General features: G+C 35.0%; 15 protein-coding genes. 7 read left to right on the top strand and 8 right to left on the bottom strand.

Features of this window, described 5'->3' with window-relative positions; genetic code table 11:
* Positions 1-35: 35 nt before the first annotated feature.
* Genes V6255_RS07455 through V6255_RS07445 form a run of 3 tightly spaced genes read left to right on the top strand, consistent with a single transcriptional unit; the run spans position 36 to position 4,076 of the window.
* Positions 36-1,955 (top strand): DUF262 domain-containing protein, encoded by a 1,920-nt coding sequence (locus tag V6255_RS07455; RefSeq protein WP_341627579.1) that lies wholly within the window; start codon positions 36-38, stop codon positions 1,953-1,955.
* Positions 1,952-3,076 carry a DUF3696 domain-containing protein gene (locus V6255_RS07450; RefSeq protein ID WP_341627578.1) on the top strand — a complete coding sequence of 375 codons (1,125 nt, stop codon included), beginning with the start codon at positions 1,952-1,954 and terminating at the stop codon, positions 3,074-3,076. Before V6255_RS07455 ends, V6255_RS07450 begins: the two co-directional genes overlap by 4 nt.
* A 1-nt stretch (position 3,077) precedes the next feature.
* Positions 3,078-4,076 (top strand): hypothetical protein, encoded by a 999-nt coding sequence (locus V6255_RS07445; RefSeq protein WP_341627577.1) that lies wholly within the window; start codon positions 3,078-3,080, stop codon positions 4,074-4,076.
* 425 nt (positions 4,077-4,501) lie between these two features.
* Here the strand turns inward: V6255_RS07445 and V6255_RS07440 are convergent, their stop codons facing one another.
* Together V6255_RS07440 and V6255_RS07435 are read right to left on the bottom strand one after the other, a co-directional pair.
* Positions 4,502-5,881 (bottom strand): RNA-binding domain-containing protein, encoded by a 1,380-nt coding sequence (locus V6255_RS07440; protein WP_341627576.1) that lies wholly within the window; start codon positions 5,879-5,881, stop codon positions 4,502-4,504.
* Positions 5,882-5,966: 85 nt separating this feature from the next.
* Entirely contained in the window at positions 5,967-6,830 is an 864-nt protein-coding gene (locus V6255_RS07435) for a YicC/YloC family endoribonuclease (protein WP_341627575.1), read from the bottom strand.
* Positions 6,831-6,914: 84 nt separating this feature from the next.
* Here V6255_RS07435 and V6255_RS07430 point away from each other — a divergent pair, with 84 nt between their 5' ends.
* On the top strand, positions 6,915-7,490 hold the full coding sequence (locus tag V6255_RS07430; RefSeq protein ID WP_341627574.1) for a GTP-binding protein: 576 nt from the start codon (positions 6,915-6,917) through the stop codon (positions 7,488-7,490).
* Between the two features lie 44 nt (positions 7,491-7,534).
* Here V6255_RS07430 and V6255_RS07425 read toward each other — a convergent pair whose 3' ends face one another.
* From V6255_RS07425 to V6255_RS07415, 3 genes are all read right to left on the bottom strand, one after another.
* On the bottom strand, positions 7,535-8,365 hold the full coding sequence (locus tag V6255_RS07425; RefSeq protein WP_341627573.1) for an HDOD domain-containing protein: 831 nt from the start codon (positions 8,363-8,365) through the stop codon (positions 7,535-7,537).
* A 251-nt stretch (positions 8,366-8,616) separates the two neighbouring features.
* Complete coding sequence (locus V6255_RS07420) at positions 8,617-10,500, bottom strand: bifunctional diguanylate cyclase/phosphodiesterase (RefSeq protein WP_341627572.1); 1,884 nt, start codon at positions 10,498-10,500, stop codon at positions 8,617-8,619.
* Between the two features lie 272 nt (positions 10,501-10,772).
* On the bottom strand, positions 10,773-13,115 hold the full coding sequence (locus V6255_RS07415) for a fatty acid cis/trans isomerase (protein WP_341627571.1): 2,343 nt from the start codon (positions 13,113-13,115) through the stop codon (positions 10,773-10,775).
* A gap of 192 nt (positions 13,116-13,307) precedes the next feature.
* Here V6255_RS07415 and V6255_RS07410 point away from each other — a divergent pair, with 192 nt between their 5' ends.
* From V6255_RS07410 to dapB, 3 genes are all read left to right on the top strand, one after another.
* Positions 13,308-13,523, top strand: a complete 216-nt coding sequence (locus V6255_RS07410) for a DUF1289 domain-containing protein (RefSeq protein ID WP_160064977.1) — start codon at positions 13,308-13,310, stop codon at positions 13,521-13,523.
* A gap of 64 nt (positions 13,524-13,587) precedes the next feature.
* The gene (locus V6255_RS07405) at positions 13,588-13,914 is read left to right on the top strand and encodes a DUF2956 domain-containing protein (RefSeq protein ID WP_341627570.1); all 327 of its coding nucleotides are present in this window, start codon (positions 13,588-13,590) and stop codon (positions 13,912-13,914) included.
* A gap of 19 nt (positions 13,915-13,933) precedes the next feature.
* A complete protein-coding gene (gene dapB / locus V6255_RS07400; RefSeq protein ID WP_341627569.1) occupies positions 13,934-14,665 on the top strand; it encodes a 4-hydroxy-tetrahydrodipicolinate reductase in 732 nt (243 codons plus the stop codon).
* 91 nt (positions 14,666-14,756) lie between these two features.
* Here the strand turns inward: dapB and V6255_RS07395 are convergent, their stop codons facing one another.
* Genes V6255_RS07395 through V6255_RS07385 form a run of 3 tightly spaced genes read right to left on the bottom strand, consistent with a single transcriptional unit; the run spans position 14,757 to position 17,689 of the window.
* Positions 14,757-15,935, bottom strand: coding sequence for a hypothetical protein (locus tag V6255_RS07395; protein ID WP_341627568.1), 1,179 nt, complete (start codon positions 15,933-15,935; stop codon positions 14,757-14,759).
* Positions 15,936-16,841 carry a cyanophycin synthetase gene (locus V6255_RS07390; RefSeq protein ID WP_160064969.1) on the bottom strand — a complete coding sequence of 302 codons (906 nt, stop codon included), beginning with the start codon at positions 16,839-16,841 and terminating at the stop codon, positions 15,936-15,938.
* The gene (locus V6255_RS07385; RefSeq protein WP_341627567.1) at positions 16,841-17,689 is read right to left on the bottom strand and encodes a hypothetical protein; all 849 of its coding nucleotides are present in this window, start codon (positions 17,687-17,689) and stop codon (positions 16,841-16,843) included. The genes V6255_RS07390 and V6255_RS07385 overlap by 1 nt, the downstream gene beginning before the upstream one ends.
* Between the last annotated feature and the right edge of the window lie 6 nt (positions 17,690-17,695).

The raw sequence follows: 17,695 nt of genomic DNA, 5'->3' as shown, positions 1-17,695 counted from the left end.
GTTTCCTGCAATTATGAAAGAAGTAAAAAGTTCTTATGTTATTTGATGAAGTATTAGACTATTTAGAGCTGATGGTTGGTGAAGAGCTTCCATCCTTGAACCCTTCAACGGAACCTACTGTAATACTAAAAGTAGATCGTGCTACAAAGCGCTATCAACTGGCAGCCACTTCTTCGATAAAATCAGCATCTCGTTCATTTAATCATTTAGAAATGATCTGTTCAGAACTTTCTAAAAATGGCTTTGTTAATATTGAACAAGCCCTTGGTGGAGCAGGCTCAAGCCGTCATCAGCTAGAAACCATAATTGCAAACTTACCAAATGTAGAGCACTTTAAATACAACAAGAAAAAACATCTATACCTTAGGGATTCTGATACACATCCACTAGGTACTATCAAAGCATTAAGTTCATCAGAATCAAGAAACATAAAGAGTAGAATTGATAATTATCGTGACTTTGATATTGCTCAGTTCCATACGTCTCATAATCAAAAAATAACTTTATTAAAGAATAAACTTAATAATGTTTTTACCAAATATCCGGGAGAAAGTGATGTTGAAGATATTGGACAACTTCTAATAGATTTAACAGAGCTTGGGGGAAGACTTTCAGGAGCTATCGTTAATATTGATATGTCTCATTCAGAACCTTCAAATGATGATGACAGCATTACTAATCTTAGTGATGATGGGGATGGGGATAGTGATGATGATGATGATGATGATGATGATGAACATACTCTCAATGCAGCTGAAACTCAAGGCTTACAACCAACTCGAATCTCACAGGTAAGCCCAACTATTTCTTTACTCTACGATCGAGTTCTCCATGACGAGATAGATTTACAACCTGAATTTCAAAGAAAAGACAGAATTTGGCCGAAAAAAGATAAAGCGAGATTAATTGAGTCTATTTTACTTGGGCTACCATTACCTGTTTTTTATTTTGCGGAAAGACCAAATCCAAACCCTAAAGCAGATCTTGATTTTGATTGGGTGATAATTGATGGATTACAACGTATCACTTCTTTAATCGATTTCATGAAAGGGCTTTTCCCTCTTACAGATCTAACCATGTTAGGTAAGTTCGACACCTGTTATTTCAAAGATTTACCAAGGCGAGAACAACGAAAAATTCGTGAGTATCAGATACATGGCCACTTAATTCAAATATCCAAAGATAGTGATGAAATGATTAGAGAGCTTTTCCATCGGATAAATACCTATGGAAAAAACCTAAGCTATCAAGAAATTCGTTCTGCACTGTATCCCGGCTCGGCGAATCGATTTATGAAGTACATTGCAGAAAGTGATCAGTTTATCGATGCTATACCTGCAAAGATTAATCCTGAACGTATGTTAGATATTGAGTATGTTCTAAGGGCTGTATCGTTTATTATTCTGGGATATGAAAAGTACACTTATGCTAAAAATGATGACTTCTTATGCAGAACTTTAAAGGTTTTAAATAAGTATACATACGTTGCTAATAATACTTCTATTAACTCTGATGAAATTTACGATGACCTTGAGTACCGAATAAACTCAGCATTTATTACTATCAATAAAATTTTTGGTAGGGATTCTTATAAAAAAGGCCCAGAAGGAAAAATAAACAAAATACTATTTGAGCTTATAGTTTCTATATTTGCGTTGATGAATGATCAACAAAGAACAATTGCATCTACCCCCAATAACGCTGATGCAATTAAGTGCAGATTATTTGAAATGATTAGTGATGATATTGACTCTGAATCTGATTGGATATCTGAAACTTATAAAGAACAAGACCGTGGATTTAATTACGCAATTTCAAATTCGACCAGTAAGAGGGTAACAATTCTATTTAGATTTAGAAGTATTATTAATATGATTAATGATATTACTAAAATGGATTTTCTTCCTAAACCTCTTTTAGAAGACCAAAATGTAAAAGAAGGTGATAAGTTATGATTAATTCTATCACCCTTAAAAATTTTAAATGCTATAAGAAACAGGAATTTAAACTATCTAACCTGACTGTTTTTTGCGGGAATAATTCCGTTGGTAAAAGTACAGCGATACAAAGTATTTTATTAGCTATTCAAAATAATTTTGCCTCAAAACTTCCTTTAAATGGAGATTTTGTTTCATTTGGAACGTTTTTTGACATACACAACCGATATGCTGACCCAGATACTATAACTTTAACTTTAAAATTTGAGGATAAAGAAACCACATGGGGGCATGATCTTGATGACATGACTTTACCTCACTATGAAAGTGCTAGAAGTCGCGATAGTTTAGAAGAGCAACCTTTACCTTTAATATCTGATACTAATGAAATGCGTGAATGGCTTAAAGAGACTTATCATAATGATTTTCAATATCTATGTGCAGAACGTTGGGGACCAAGAAATAACTACCCCTACTCATCCCAAAGAAGATGGAAAGACTGGCTTGGTATTCGGGGAGAATACGTCCCACAAATAATGTCTAGTGTAACATCAAGAGCGCCGCTTGCAGAGGGAGACTTTAGGTTACATAAAAATTCATCAACGCATTCACTTGCAGAAAATTTATATGAATGGATGGGGGAGGTTTCTCCAGGAGTATTCATTAAATCGGACTCTAATAAACAAGCAGATATTTCTACAAATCAATTTCAATTTGGGGATGAATCATATCGACCTGTGAACGTTGGATTTGGATTAAGTTACTCGTTATCTATAGTACTTGCTTTACTAATAACTAAACCCGGGGGGTTAGTTATTATAGAAAACCCTGAAGCTCATTTACACCCTAGAGGGCAAAGTTATTTAGGCCGCCTTATTGCTAAAACAGCAGAATCAGGTGTTCAAATAATAATTGAAACGCACAGTGATCACTTGTTAAATGGAATACGAGTAGCTGCACGTTTAAGTGAAACTTATAAAAAGGGTTTCAAAGTATTCTATGTTTCTGCAGGTAAAGAAGAAAGTGGAGTAGAAGCAATTACGATCGGAGAAAAAGGAGACCTTTCTAGTTGGCCGGATGGTTTCTTTGATCAACAGGCTATGGATATTAGAACCTTGATGAAAGGAAAGGAAGTTTAATATGTTAGTTTCAAAATCTTATGGTAACGCCTATTCATTTAGTTCAATAGACAATAAATTAGATTTTGATGCTGTAGAACTAGAAATATCAAATCTAAAAAAGGTTATAGGAGAGTTTTCTAACTCAAAAAATAACAATATTGAATTTTCAACTGATTACTATGACCTCTCAGTAAGTACACAATCATTAGAGAATAACTTACTAGACATCACTAACGATACAAGTGCAACAATCCACCTATTAAGTGAGATAGAAAAAGCAATAGGGCCAAATAAATCGTATTTAGATACACCGACAATGTTAGCTCAGGTTAAAGCAAATAACCTTCAAGGCTTTCTGTATGAATACCCGTACACTTTAAAAAGTACTTGGCCAGGCATTCCTGAGAGTTCACTTATCTATACTTATCGAGATGCATGTAACCATAATTCTTTTAACTTCAGAAATGGATTAACAACTCCTAAGGAATTCACAGATAAGGCGATTCTAACATATGAACATATAGAGTTTCATGAGGAATTCGAGGATAGATTAAATACGATTAAACGAGGGGTATTCTCTGATTATTTATCTGAATTTAGCCATGCATTAAATACGTTAAATCAAGCTTATTTTGATATTTCTAAAGACGGGAATCAAAATGCAAATGATTTAATCAAAATCCAAAATATTTCTCGTCATAAAAATTTACAAGGAAGGGAATTAGCCTGCACACAACAAGCTAAGAATAAACCATTTTTTAATTTCCCAAACTTACAAATAAAAAACACTCGTAATTTACCAAATGGTACTAAAGTATTAGAACATCCAATAGAAAGTGTAAACTGTGAATTTCATCTAAAATTAAATTTCAATGATCAAAACATCAAGTTACCAGATGATTATAATAGAGCGTATTTTGGTCTGAAATATTGTGATATTACAAAACGAAAATATATAAAAATTGCTTATATTGGGGAGCACTGGCCACCAAAAAAAGGAGGGAAAAAAAGAAAGTAACTTATTGCCATAATTAGCAACCCTAAAGCTTTCGTGTTTATTCAGCCATTTTTAACGAATAGCAACTGTTATAATTTCAGCTAGTTTGACTAAAGTTTACCTCTTCTATTCAAAATAGTCATACCGTTCATAGACCACTTCAATACCTTTTAAAAGACATTCAGCTACATGGCCGAGTATTTCTTATACAGCTAGCATGCTACGGTAAGTAAGCCTCAAATTATATACGATAAAGTATTCCATCATATTCTAAAATTATTTTTCTTCTTCTTACCTACCTCATGCCTGAACAGCTTAGTAATAGTTCAATTAGCGTAACTTTACCATACAAAGCCATTTATAATTCTAAGATAAGGAAATACGTAATCAACTCTACAAGCGCTGAGTTGAAGCTACTTTCAATTAATAAATCACTTCTAATAATTTTATTTTTTAATACCAACCGTATAAAACATTTGCTTTGGACTAGTTGGCTTATCAGGAATGGTTAACTGTAATTGTCCTGACTCAATCAATGGACTTAAGATCGATTTCCTAACATGTTCATTATCTTTTAAGCCTAGATGCGCCTTAATTTCATTTCTGCTTTTAGCTGTTTGACAAAACAATAATACTTTATGAGCTTGCGAACTAGCTTCCGGGGTAGCTTCCGGGGTAGCTTCCGGGGTAGCTTCCGGGGTAGCTTGCATGGCAATTCCCTGTTCCTCGATAAACCCTGTTGCGTAAGGCATGGTGATTCGGATAAAATTATTAGTAAAACGGTAAATGCTTTTTGGATAAGCCTGTAAAATACGCGTAATGCCTGAGCCCATTTGCTCAACCATATCGAGATCTCTAAATATGCGCATTAGTTCTTTATTTCGTGGAATTGAATAACCTTCAAAGAATTCATCCAGACTAAAACCTTCTGGTAGTTTACCAGCAGAGGTGATCTCTAAACGATCACTAAATAGTTCAAACTTAGGGGGAATTTCATTACTAAAATCATTATGTATAATGGCGTTGATCACCGCTTCCCTTAATGCAACAGGGTCAAGCATTTTTCTCTCAATACGCTCTTTTGCTGTGATTTGAGTGAAGGTGCGATTTTCAATACTCAGCTTATCTAATACAAACTTTGTTGCTTTCACCAAGCAACAATGGCCAAACTCTTCATTTTCAATCAAGTTCACGCGATCTATTCCGCTATATTTCCCTATTTTTATTGAGCAACCATTTCTATCCGCCAGTAAATAACCAGCATAGTTATATTCTTTTTCTTTGGTCTGTAATTCAAGATTATTAGCAAATTGATCATTAAGTGTATAACTACTTTCGTTATAATAAATTTTAAGTTGTTCAAAGGTTAAATCTTGATAGCGAGAGGTAATATTACCAATAGAATCTCGTACACGCGTTGCAAATAATGTTTCCATCATTTCACTTGGCATCGGTTCACTAGCGCTGCCGAGTCGAATAAAGCATCCCTTTGGTGACATGCCCATTTTACTTAGGTAGTAAGGTTTTTCACTACCACTTGCTACAATAACTTTTATAAGTGTTTTCTTTTCTTGCTGTAATAACACAATATCAAACAGCCCCATCGTAGAAGGGGTAATATTATGCTTAAGCTTGTCTTTTATCTTTAGTTGTAATGCATCTGCATCGTCGACACCAATCACTTCACCAGTATCATCAACTCCGATAATAACTTCTCCGCCATCTTTAGCATTTAAAAAGGCAATAATCTCTTTTTCTAATTTTTCAGTTAATTCTTTTTTAAACTCTAAATGTTGCGACTCTTCTTTGAATCCATTAAATTTCATTAAGAACTTACCTCTTTTAGAAAAAGAGCGGGGTATAAAAAATGTTTTACACCTTAGATCAGACATTCGAAAATAAACATTGATTTTACTCGATGTTTTGTACCTGTTCTCGCATCTGCTCAATTAACACCTTACACTCAACCGCTGCTGCAGTGATGTCAGTATTGATTGCTTTTGAGCCTAATGTGTTCGCTTCACGGTTAAATTCTTGCATCATGAAGTCTAAACGACGACCTACTGCGCCACCTTTTTTGAGGACGTTACGCGCTTCTGAAATGTGAGAGTCTAAACGGTCTAGCTCTTCTGCTACGTCTGATTTTTGTGCTAACAATACAAGCTCTTGTTCAACACGTGTGCTGTCTAAATCAACTTTAGCATCTTCGAATTTTTTTAGGATGCGCGCTTTTTGCCAAGCGTGTACCTCAGGCATAAAGTCACGGACTTTAGCTGCTTGTTCGCCAATACTTACCAAACGTTGGTCGATAAATACTGCTAGGTTTGCCCCTTCTGCGGCACGCGCTTCAACAAACTCGTTTAAAGTTGTTTGAAAACCAGCCATTAATTCTGCACTAACCGCATCAGCGTCTTGCTCTGGTGCTTGCATCACACCTGGCCATTTTAAGATATCAACAGGGTTAACTTCGCCAGAGCCCATTTGATCTACAACCCATTGTGCATTTTGCATCAATTGCGTTGCTAGTTCTTTATTCATACTCAATGAAGTACTACTTGCTGAGTTTGCTTCAAAACGTAAACTACATTCGATTTTTCCACGCTCTAAACGTTGTCGGAATGTTTCTTTTAATTTAGTTTCTAAACCACGGAATTGTTCAGGTAAACGAAAATATGTTTCAAGATAACGCTGGTTCACTGAGCGAATTTCCCAAACTGCAGTACCCCAATCACCTTTTAATTGTTTGCGTGCAAACGCCGTCATGCTGTAAATCATATTTTCCCCTTTAAATTTGAATTCAGAGTATAACTGACTAACCACTAAATATGCTACGATGCGCTTCATTTTGGAGTCGATTTAATGCAACAAAAAATAAGCTGTCACCTAATCGCTGGTTTTTTAGGAGCAGGGAAAACACACTTTATTAAACAATTAACCGCTAACAAACCAATTAATGAACGTTGGGTCATTTTAGTTAATGAAGTGGGACAGCAAAGTTATCCAATTGATCAACTGAAAGCACAAAACATAGCGGTTAAAACAGTATTAGGTGGGTGTTTATGTTGTACTGCAGGTTTACCTTTCCGCGTTGCCTTAAATGAGATGATTAGGGATAACAAACCCGATCGTATTTTTATTGAGCCTGCTGGAGCCGGACATTTAGACAATATTAAGACGTTATTAACAGGTCAGTTTTATCAACCGATTATTAATATCGCCCCCACTCAATGCTTATTAAATACAGCGCATTTAAATGATGCTACATTTTCCGAGCATGAGAGTTATCAACAACTCATACAACAGTCTGATGCATTGTTAATTTATTCAGGTGAAGGTGTCAAACAAGCAGAAGTGATGGCTGAGCGCTTTGCTAAACCATTAACTATTTTACAGAGCAATAAACAAGATTACCGTTTATTGCATGCGGTCGATTAAATAGCGTTGGATAGTGTTGGTATAAAACAGTTAATGGTTATCTATCATTCTTTGATCATTCGCGCTAAATCTTGGCCTTCTTCTATCATGCTAGAGAAGGTGTCTAAAATGCCATCTTTATCTAGTTTAATCGCATTGGTTAGCGGCTCAGGAAAGCGTTGGACGATCATTTCAGGTGGTAATCCAGCAGCCCATGCAAAACGCATAAAGACCGATAAACGAATCAAAATAGCGGCTTGTGAGGGATTATCATAAGATAGGGGATCAAGTTGTTGTTCAATAGCATTGCAAAAGGTCGATGAAAAGTTCCAGTGCTTAGCTAATTCAACGCCTACCTCTGTGTAATCGAAACCAAAAAATTCACGTTGTGCATATAAGCGAGGTTGGCCAGCTTCAATTGCGGCTTTTATTAACGCACACTCTTCAGGTTTGATTATTTGTAATAATAATTCACCAATATTATGCATCATGGCACAAGTAAAGGCCGTTTCATTATTGATAGTGGTATGTTTTGCTAAGTTTTTTGCGATGCTTGCTGTTATAAATGTTTCTTTCCAAAATTTATCTTTATCAAATCCAGCAATCTCAGGAAAAACATTAGAGAACGTTGCTGCAACCACAATACTTCTTACTTGATTAAAACCTAAACGGATCACCGCTTCTTCAATGGATTCAACTTCTTTACCACGACGATAAGCCGTTGAGTTCGCCATTCGAATCACTTTTGCGCTAATTGATTGGTCTTGAGCTACCTTTTTTGCAATGTCTTCTACTCGCGCCTCTTCATCTGAAAACGAATCCATAAGTTCAACCAATATATAAGGTAAAACCGGTAGCTTTTTTACATCTTTAAAAAGTTGTGCAGTTAACTCCATGTGAATATGTTGCCTATTAAATAATGAATTAGATAAAATAAGCCGAAATGCATATAAAATCAAATATTAACTCTTAATGGGTATTGGTTAATAAGTTAAATATCACGATGTTTGCTAAGGAATAAGTCGAAATAACTATTAATATCAGTTAATAAGAAGGTTAAGAGAAATTTAAAATAAAATATAAAAACTCATAAGACACTATTGCCACTTATGATGGAATACTGTGTATTCATGTTAATTGAAATAAGTTAACTTATTAACTTAATCGCTTCTGAAAGTTGGACTGGTTTACTAAATAAGAACCCTTGGTATTTATCAACACTTAACTTTTCTAAAATTGTTAACTGTTCTTTCTTTTCAACGCCTTCGGCTATCACTTTACAACCAATCATATGCGACATTTTAGTCACCGCTGACACAATACTTTCATCTTTTGAATAGTCACAAATGTTATCAATAAAAGACTTATCGATTTTAATATAATCAACAGACAATTCTTTTAACACAGAGATTGAAGAGAAACCTGTCCCAAAGTCATCAATCGAGATATGTACGCCAGTATTCTTTATTTGTGTGATCACTTTAGATAGATATTCTAAGTTTTTAATCATCACCGTTTCAGTAATCTCTAAGTGAACATTACTTGGTTCAACTGCATAAGTTTCTATTAAACCAGCTAATAGCGCTAAAAAATTATGGTTTTCTAATTGCAGTACAGAGACGTTAATTGAGAGCGCGAGTGTGCTATCTAATTCATTTAACTGTCTCAAACTTTGAATCGCTTGTTCTAGAACAAACTCACCGAGAAAATTAATTTTCCCATACCTTTCAGCAATATCGATAAATTCAGATGGGGGAATAAATTCATCATTAAACTGCCATCTCAATAAGACCTCAAATGAAGTTATTTTATTACTCGTAATATCTATAATAGGTTGGTAACAAAGATGAAAGTCTCCTTTTTCAATACAGTCTTTAATTGAACTGCGTAATGTTTCTTCTCGTTTTAATGAAGCACACATACGTTCATCAAACACAGAAATTTCATTACGGCTTTTTTTGCCTTCATACATGGCAACGTCAGCATATTTTATTGCTTGGGTAAGGTCGAATGCATCATGTGTAAAATACAGCCCAATTTTAAAAGAAGGTTTTATCTGATAGTGCATGTTATTAACAGGTTTGGTTAATTCATCTACTAAACCGGTAATACAATCAAATAAGGTTTCTTTTGAGTCTTGGCGAGTATAAAAAATAAATTCATCGCCACCCCACCGACAAGCAATAAAACCATTATCCTTCTCTGAGCTAACCAATCGTCTACCTATTGCAGCTAAAACAAAATCTCCAAAATCATGACCATATTTATCATTGATAACTTTAAAATAATCCATGTCTAAAAATAAAATAGCTTTGATACCATTACTATTTTCAGCTAAATCAAGTTCAACGTTAGAGACAAAACTTTCTCGATTAAATAACTGTGTGAGATGATCTCTTTGTTCTAAAAGGATTATTTTATCTGTTCGTAATTGTACTTCTTTTTCTAAATCATCAATGAATAGATCTAATTTCAACTCATTCATTATTGATGATTTAACATCTTTAGCGGTACGTACAGCAGTTACAAAACAAAGAATAAACCATAATACGAGACCTAATACACCTAACATTTGCTCATCACCAATAGGTTGTAATAATAATAAAATACTAAAGGGGACGAGTAAAAAAGTGATGTATGAAATAGAAGAACGAATATCTGACGCTAAAACATTAACACCACCTCCGGCCAATGAACTGAATACAACCAACGATATGAATTTTTCTTGCATCAACATTTGTTCAAAAAACAAAATAGGGAAAAGCCCCCATGTAAAAGCAGTTAATAAAACACCGATAAAATAAAAATTGTATTTATTTTTATTGTTGTTACTAACATAAAGGTGATTAAGGACACGAAGAAGGGAGATAAACGTTAAAGCAATGAACCAATATAGTTTTGCTTCCGCACCGCTATGATTGATGCCGCTGAACACAACAACACAAGATACTATTGTATTAATAATGATAGCAGAGCTAAAGTAAGAACTAACGAAGGCTAATCGCTTGTCGTGAAAGTTATTTGTTTTCATCGTTATCTTTGTTGTTTAAATAGACCATTTATTATGATTAACAGTCTACTTAAATTACATAATTTTAAACAGTGTATAAAACGTTAATACCTAAATAGAATTAAAAGTAAGGAGCAATTTTATTTTCAATGTAACTCGTTAAACTGTTTAATCATTTTTAGTCGCTAGGTTTCCACTCTTTAAAACAACATCTAGACAATTAAAAAATCGTCTAGATATTCATTCACATTTACCGGCTCATCTCTTCTAAGGATAATATTTCCAATGATAAATCAACGGTTAATTAAACGATTATAATCAAACAATCCATATTCAATCGGATCTTGCTGTAAGTACAAATCGTGTAAATGATCACTTACTTCCCAAAATTTAGTATCACTCCGCCTTACACCATATCGCGTAATGAGATCTTGAAGTTTTTGTGGGTTACTTGCTTGTAAGAACAGACTGACGAAATCCCCTTTATCAGCAGAAGATACTTTAAATATAAGCCCTGGATAGGTTCCTAAAAAGCCTTTAAATACTTCAGCGGTGTCTTCAGAGACTAAACGATTTGCTTCTTCATTAAGTAAGCTAGCAACATTTTTATGCGCGTTATGACGTATTAGGGTATAAGCTCTATCGTCGTTCTTTTTATCTTCAATAATGACAAAAGAGACTTGAGGTAATGCGACAACAACTGAATTATCCAAACTGTTCAAACGTTTTAGCTCAAGATCTTCCTCTGGCACTCGATATTGCTCATTTTTAGCTTTCAACATAGGTTGTGTATAAACATAGTGTTTTAAACGATTTAGTAACTCTGCTTTTGGGAATTCCGTTTGATATTTAATACCTGATGGGCGAGCATGCATCAGGTTCTTATCATTCAAGTATTCATTTAACTCTTTAGTTGCCCCTAAGTACCAACTAGCGAGTACCGGCTTTCTAAACTCATTAGGTATAAAAGAGATAAAGTTAGTTTCTGACTCAATGCGCAAAAAGTCCATGTATAAACGAGTAGTCACTTGATGGCCTACATTACCGTAAACATCAAAACCAGCCACCAATAGATAATGAATTCGTTCTAAAATTGGGTAATCAATTAACCAAGCTGTTTTAGGCTGCTTACCTAATGCGCCCTTTACTACCGTCGCACTATCAATATGTCTAAAAACAGTGAGTGCCGCATTTTCATTACCAGACCAAATATTAGAAAGATTTAATCCCGTATCATGATTCATAAAGCGCTTAATATAATCGCTTTTTGCTTTCACATATTGACGGCTACCTTTTGCATAAGAAAGCCATTCGATAACCGATAGGTTATTACTACTTGATTCCGCAGGTAGCCTTAGATTATTAGCTTGCTCGTAAACAAAATGATCAACATCTGCGTTACTTGTCGAGTCAGGCTCTACAAAAAACACCCAGAATTTATCATTAATAACATTCACAGCCACTTGCCCACGACAAACAGGTCCTTTAATAAAACCGCTAATCGTGAAGTAAGCCTCTTTCAACATAAATTGGTAGCGCGCGCTGCTTGGAATATCTTTAAAAACCATGAAAGGATTAAAATCTTTATAACCAGGCAACGTATCGATCGTGAAATCTGCGTTATAAAATAATTTGTCCCATAATTGTTCACGCTGCTCATTAAATACATAAGGTAAGTTAGTTTTAGCTAACGTTGTTGCACGATCTAACATTAAACGATAATAAACACGATCCACTTTAGGGTCGTCGTAAGGACGGCGTGTTGGGATTATTTTTAATGGCTCACCTGACGGTGTTGATGAGCGCACTAATTTGAAGAATCGTGGAGGCGTATCAGTGCTAATAGGCAGAGCGTCAAAATAGATATGCCCAATAAAAAGGTGTTCATAAATATAACGAGCCACTAACCGTTCTTTAGGTGAATCACCATTTAATTTTTGTTCCCAATGAACAACTAGTTTTGAAGTCGCTTCAGATAAAGGCAAAGGCTCCGACATCGGTGCACCTTTGGCAATCCATGCTTCTAATGTTTTAAACTCATGGTTGCTTAAGTTAGGTAATCCGTATGGCATTCCACCTAATGGGAAATCTTCTTGATAATCATCTAATTGATTAATGTCTGGGCATTGATCTTGACGATCTAAGGAGTAATTAAACTCTTCCGGTAAGATGCCTTGCAGATCAGGATTATTTTCTTTTTGTAATAACAGCTTATACATTATGCTGCCTTGTAAATTAGCCAGCATGGTTTGATCACGTTCATTCAATACCGATGAAAAGCCTTTTTCACGCCATTGTTCCGTATCATGTGCATCGATAAACAAACGTGAAGGTTTCGCACCTAATAAACGCTGACCGTTATAAACTTGATCTTTACTCGCTCCACGATCGATTCCTTCAGGTGAAGATAGTTTTAACTGGCAAGGTGCATCATAACAACCATGACAAACAACACAGCGTTTCTCAAGAATAGGCATAACTTGATCTCGATATTCCTTTGCTAACAAATCATCTATAGATAATTGTCTAGGTCGTGCTTGGTCTTTACCATAGTCTTCGTTCAGTTGATCTTCTGTATCAGAGCAAGCACTAATAAGTACGCTGCATAGTAATATAATTAATGCTTTAAAAGTCATGAAGCTGCTCTCTAAAATTGCTAGAATATATAATCAGTTGCTAATGCGAATGTTAACAATTATCTAAGTTACTATACAGCTTGATGTATTTAGATAAGTAAATAAACCATTATAGATACTAAAAAATGCATGGAAGCAAAGAATTAGTATAATAATCAGATAATTTAGTATGAAAGAAACAGGATACATCAAATGAAATTTAGTCCATGCACAGGTGACTGTACGAGTAATGAAGATCGTTGTGGCGGTTGCGGCAGAAGTAGAGAAGAAATCACTGAAACGCAGTTGATCACCAAGCAACTAGTAGAGCATTTAGTCAAATATAATTACGATGATCCTGAAAAATTTTTAGAAAATGTAAATAGAAAAGCAATTAAGCGCTCAAAGAAGGCTCAAGAAAGTAATTAAAACTTTTAATAGATAAAAATCCAACTATAAAGCTCATTCACGTTCTAAATACAGAAGATATCAAATGGCTAAACATCATAAACCAGTCGTATCGCAAGAAACACAAGATGAAGCACTCGCCATGGCAAAAAAAGTGCAAAAACCAGGGCAAACCAAAGAACAAACTAGATTGATTGCATTAGGTATTCAAAAAGGCATTGCTGAATATAAAAAACTTGCAAAGAGCAAACAACGTGAAGCAGACAAAGCTAAAAAGAAGAAAGCACCTGCCATTGATGCAGAACCAGAAATAAGTATTAGCAACAATAAATCTAATAATAACTTCCTACCTTGGACATTACTTGTGTTGAGCTGGATTGGGTTTATTGGCTACCATTTTTTAAATTTATAAATGAAGTAAAGGAATAAACATGGTTAAAGTAATTGTAAACGGCGCAAAAGGTCGTATGGGCGGAGAAGCCGTTAAAGCCGTTAATAATGACAATGAGTTAGAGTTAGTCGGTGCTTGTGATTTTGGTGATGATTTAGCGGCCTTAATTAAGCAAACAGGCGCACAGGTTGTTGTTGATTTAACCGCTGCCTCTGCTGGGTTTAATAACACACAAACTATTCTTAATGCGGGCGCATGTCCTGTTATTGGTACCAGTGGTTTTCTAGAGCAGCAAGTAGAAGAGCTACAAGCACTTGCTAAAGAAAAACAACTAGGTGGATTAATTGCACCTAACTTTTCAATAGGTGCCGTATTAATGATGCAATTTGCTGTACAAGCAGCAAAATACTTACCTGACGTAGAAGTCATTGAAGCGCATAGCCCACAGAAAGAAGAAAGTCCGTCAGGTACTGGTATTCGTACTGCTGAGTTAATTGCAGCAGCGCGCACGAAAGCAGCGACACCTTGTAGTGACAAAGAGCTAATTGAAGGTGCTCGAGGTGCAGAATTAAATGGCGTGAAGTTACATTCGATTCGTTTGCCGGGTATCGTTGCTCAACAAACTGTCTTTTTTGGCGGTTTAAGTGAAACCCTTAAAATTGAGCATAATTCACAACATCGTGAATCGTTTATGCCTGGTATTTGCTTAGCTTGTAAAGAAGTCGTGAAACGTTCTGAGTTAGTTTACGGGTTAGAATATTTAATGGATTAATAGTTTGTTAGATTCTAGTTAATAAAACGCCAGCTTCTGCTGGCGTTTTTATTTGTTTTACTTCGTTATAAGTACAATGTAAAAATATTCATCACGCATGTGATAATTGATTGGACGATTTATTACCATAAATAAAATAGACTAAAACAAGCGGGATACACAAGTAATATAAGACCTGTAATTGTTGTAATGCATGCCCTGTCGATACGGTAAAAAATCCAATAACACTGAACAACAGCATCAACATAAATTGTGAGTAGTAACTTTTACAAATAATATAACGTGTCGGTTGTTCACGACGGGCAATATCATAAAAGCGTTTATTAAAAGCCAATCTAAAAAAGTTACTCAAAAAAGCAATCAATAATAAGCTGCTGTATAACATAATCGTGCTCGACTCTTCATTTAACTGAGCTCGAAACAACCATGAACAAGCGTAACCAATCACTGCGACGCTATAAATAACTCGCACATTAATACGATCAATTTGTTTTTTTATAAAGAAGAAAATAAGTGCCAATAAAATACTGAGCGCAACTAAAATCAACCCTAACTGCATTACGTTTTCCTGTGTCAGCATATAAATGGTTAACATCCAAAAATAACTTTCTAAAAACAAAAATAAACCATCAACAGTAAAAATCATCACTGAATGATGTGAATCTTTAAATCCAATAATTTGCTTTAAACTAAAGGCTGGTACTTGCTTCAAATCGTATAACTCACTTTTTCCTTGTAAGCTTTTATCAACCAAACTAAACCCTAAGAAGGACAACAATAAAGAAAGCACAAGCAATCCAATAAAATATTCCATCCCTAAAAGGTAACTGCCAACTAACACACCTATTTTTAGCGCAAACACAACTAAGATTTGAAAATTGCCAAAGGTGTTACCGGTATTTTTATCTTCAGTAATGGCCTGAAATAAAAGGCGTTGTGTAGACCAATAAAAACAACCTGCGGCACCATTAATTAAAGCACCTATTGTCACTAGTGCTAGTTGGTTATCCCACACTAATAACAGCACAAATAGACTTTGTAAAATAAACGATAAGCTTATTAACTTGCGCCAACTATGAGTCGCTCGAAGGCGATCCCAATAATATAATGCAGCAACAAACCCTGCTGCAGTCAGCGCAATAAAATAAGAGATATGGCTAATGGTTAAGCCTTTATCCCATAAAATAACGGCAATAAATAAAGGCAATAACCCTAATAGGAAAGAATGAAACCCTGTAAATAGATAAAAGGTACGAGTTAAACCTGACACTTAGAAGGTGTCTGACTGTTTAACATCTAACGCATCTAATTGATTGAAATCATCACTTAAATCTTCAGCTTCACCATAACGAGGATACGCATGCATTTTTAAATACGGGCGAGAATTAACTTCAAGGAAAATACACTTTTGATCGCGATAATCAAATTCAATGCCTTTTTCTAAAATAACATCAATACCTAGAATATTCGCATCAAATAAATTGAGTACATTTTTAAATAGTGCATTGTTAACTTCTGGTAACAACTGTTTATTAATCACTTCAACCACACCACCGGGCGCTAAAGAGATACGGTAAAATAAGGTCACACGTTGCTCTGCTTTAAGCACAGACTCAAAATTTAAACCTTGTTTCGCTAAGAATGCTTTAGTTTGTGCACTTTCTTTTAATGGATAAATGACAGGGTATAATTTCATCTCTTCACGAATTGCATTTTCTTTTAACATCAACTCTCGAATCGTTGAAGTACCATCGCCTTTTACAGCGGGTGCATAACGTTGTAATACAGAAACAATTTCTCCGTTAGCCACAACAACGCGGTAGTTGTTACCTTCTAAGAATTGCTCAACCACTGTAAATGGCCACCAAAGTTTCGCTAAGAAAATAGCTTTCCATAATTCTTTATAATCTCGAATGGGAAAATGACTACCCCGAGAAAAGCCACTCACATTAGGCTTAATGACTAAAGGAAAACCATGTTGTTTAGCAAAACGGATAGCTGCAAAAGGGTTTAAGAAAATTAAACCTTGAGCATGAGGGATCCCACCTAATTTAAACTTGTCACGAGCTTGCTCTTTACTACGGCAGCTTCTACGAACTTCTAAGCTGTTGTAGTTACTACAACCACCCATAAATTTTTTACTGATCCATGCATATATTATTTTTTTTATGTTCATTAAGAGAGCTCATTTTTTATATTCGATTTTAATAACCGAGCTGATTGTAATTTTTGAAAGAAGATAGACTTAACCGGTTGTGAAGCCGGAATATCTTTTGTTACTAACGATAATTGTTTCATACCTGAAAATACAAACTTAAGTTTAGATTTTAAGCTCATCTCTTTCGTTAAGAGTATGAGTGGCATCGGTACATAAACATTAATTTCTACAATAGAAAACTGTTCGTCAAGCAAAGCTTGTAACGAGTCTGCTCTCGCACAAAAACGGGCGATTTTGAAATTACCAATTTTAGAGAATAATGATTCAATTTTTTGCAGTTGCTCTGCATTTAAATGCGGCATACAAGATTGGTAATAAGTATCGCTATTATAAATACCATTCACTGGCATTAAGTCATCACTATTATTACAGGTTTCAGTCACTGAAATAATTGCAGAAGATTTATTAGTGGTCGCTCCTGGAATATAGAATATTTCAAATTCTCGCTTCCCTTTTGCTGCCGCTTGTATCAAATAACGAGGGCTTTTTTCTGCACGATGTTGGCGATGCTCTTGTAGGTCTGCAAAACTATCAACACGACAAACACCCTGTGAGTTCTGTCCCCATTCAGGTTTCAGAAACACAGGATAAGTATCTGGCTGTTTATTAGTTTGCTCATCACCTTGATCAACAAACTGCATTAAACGCCATTTTTCAGGTATTAGCAGATCCATATCTAACTTAGAAAAAATATGTCGATGCTGATTAAAGTAATTGGCATTTAATTGAAAGTACTTCCAAGGTGCAATCAAAAATCGACAACACCATAAGATATAAGAAAGTACTAGCAGTATACGTATTAGCAAAATTGT

Origin of the sequence: Psychromonas arctica, from assembly GCF_038155225.1 — a bacterium.
Taxonomy (GTDB): Bacteria; Pseudomonadota; Gammaproteobacteria; order Enterobacterales; family Psychromonadaceae; genus Psychromonas; species Psychromonas arctica_B.
This window is presented reverse-complemented; position numbering and strand designations above follow the sequence as displayed.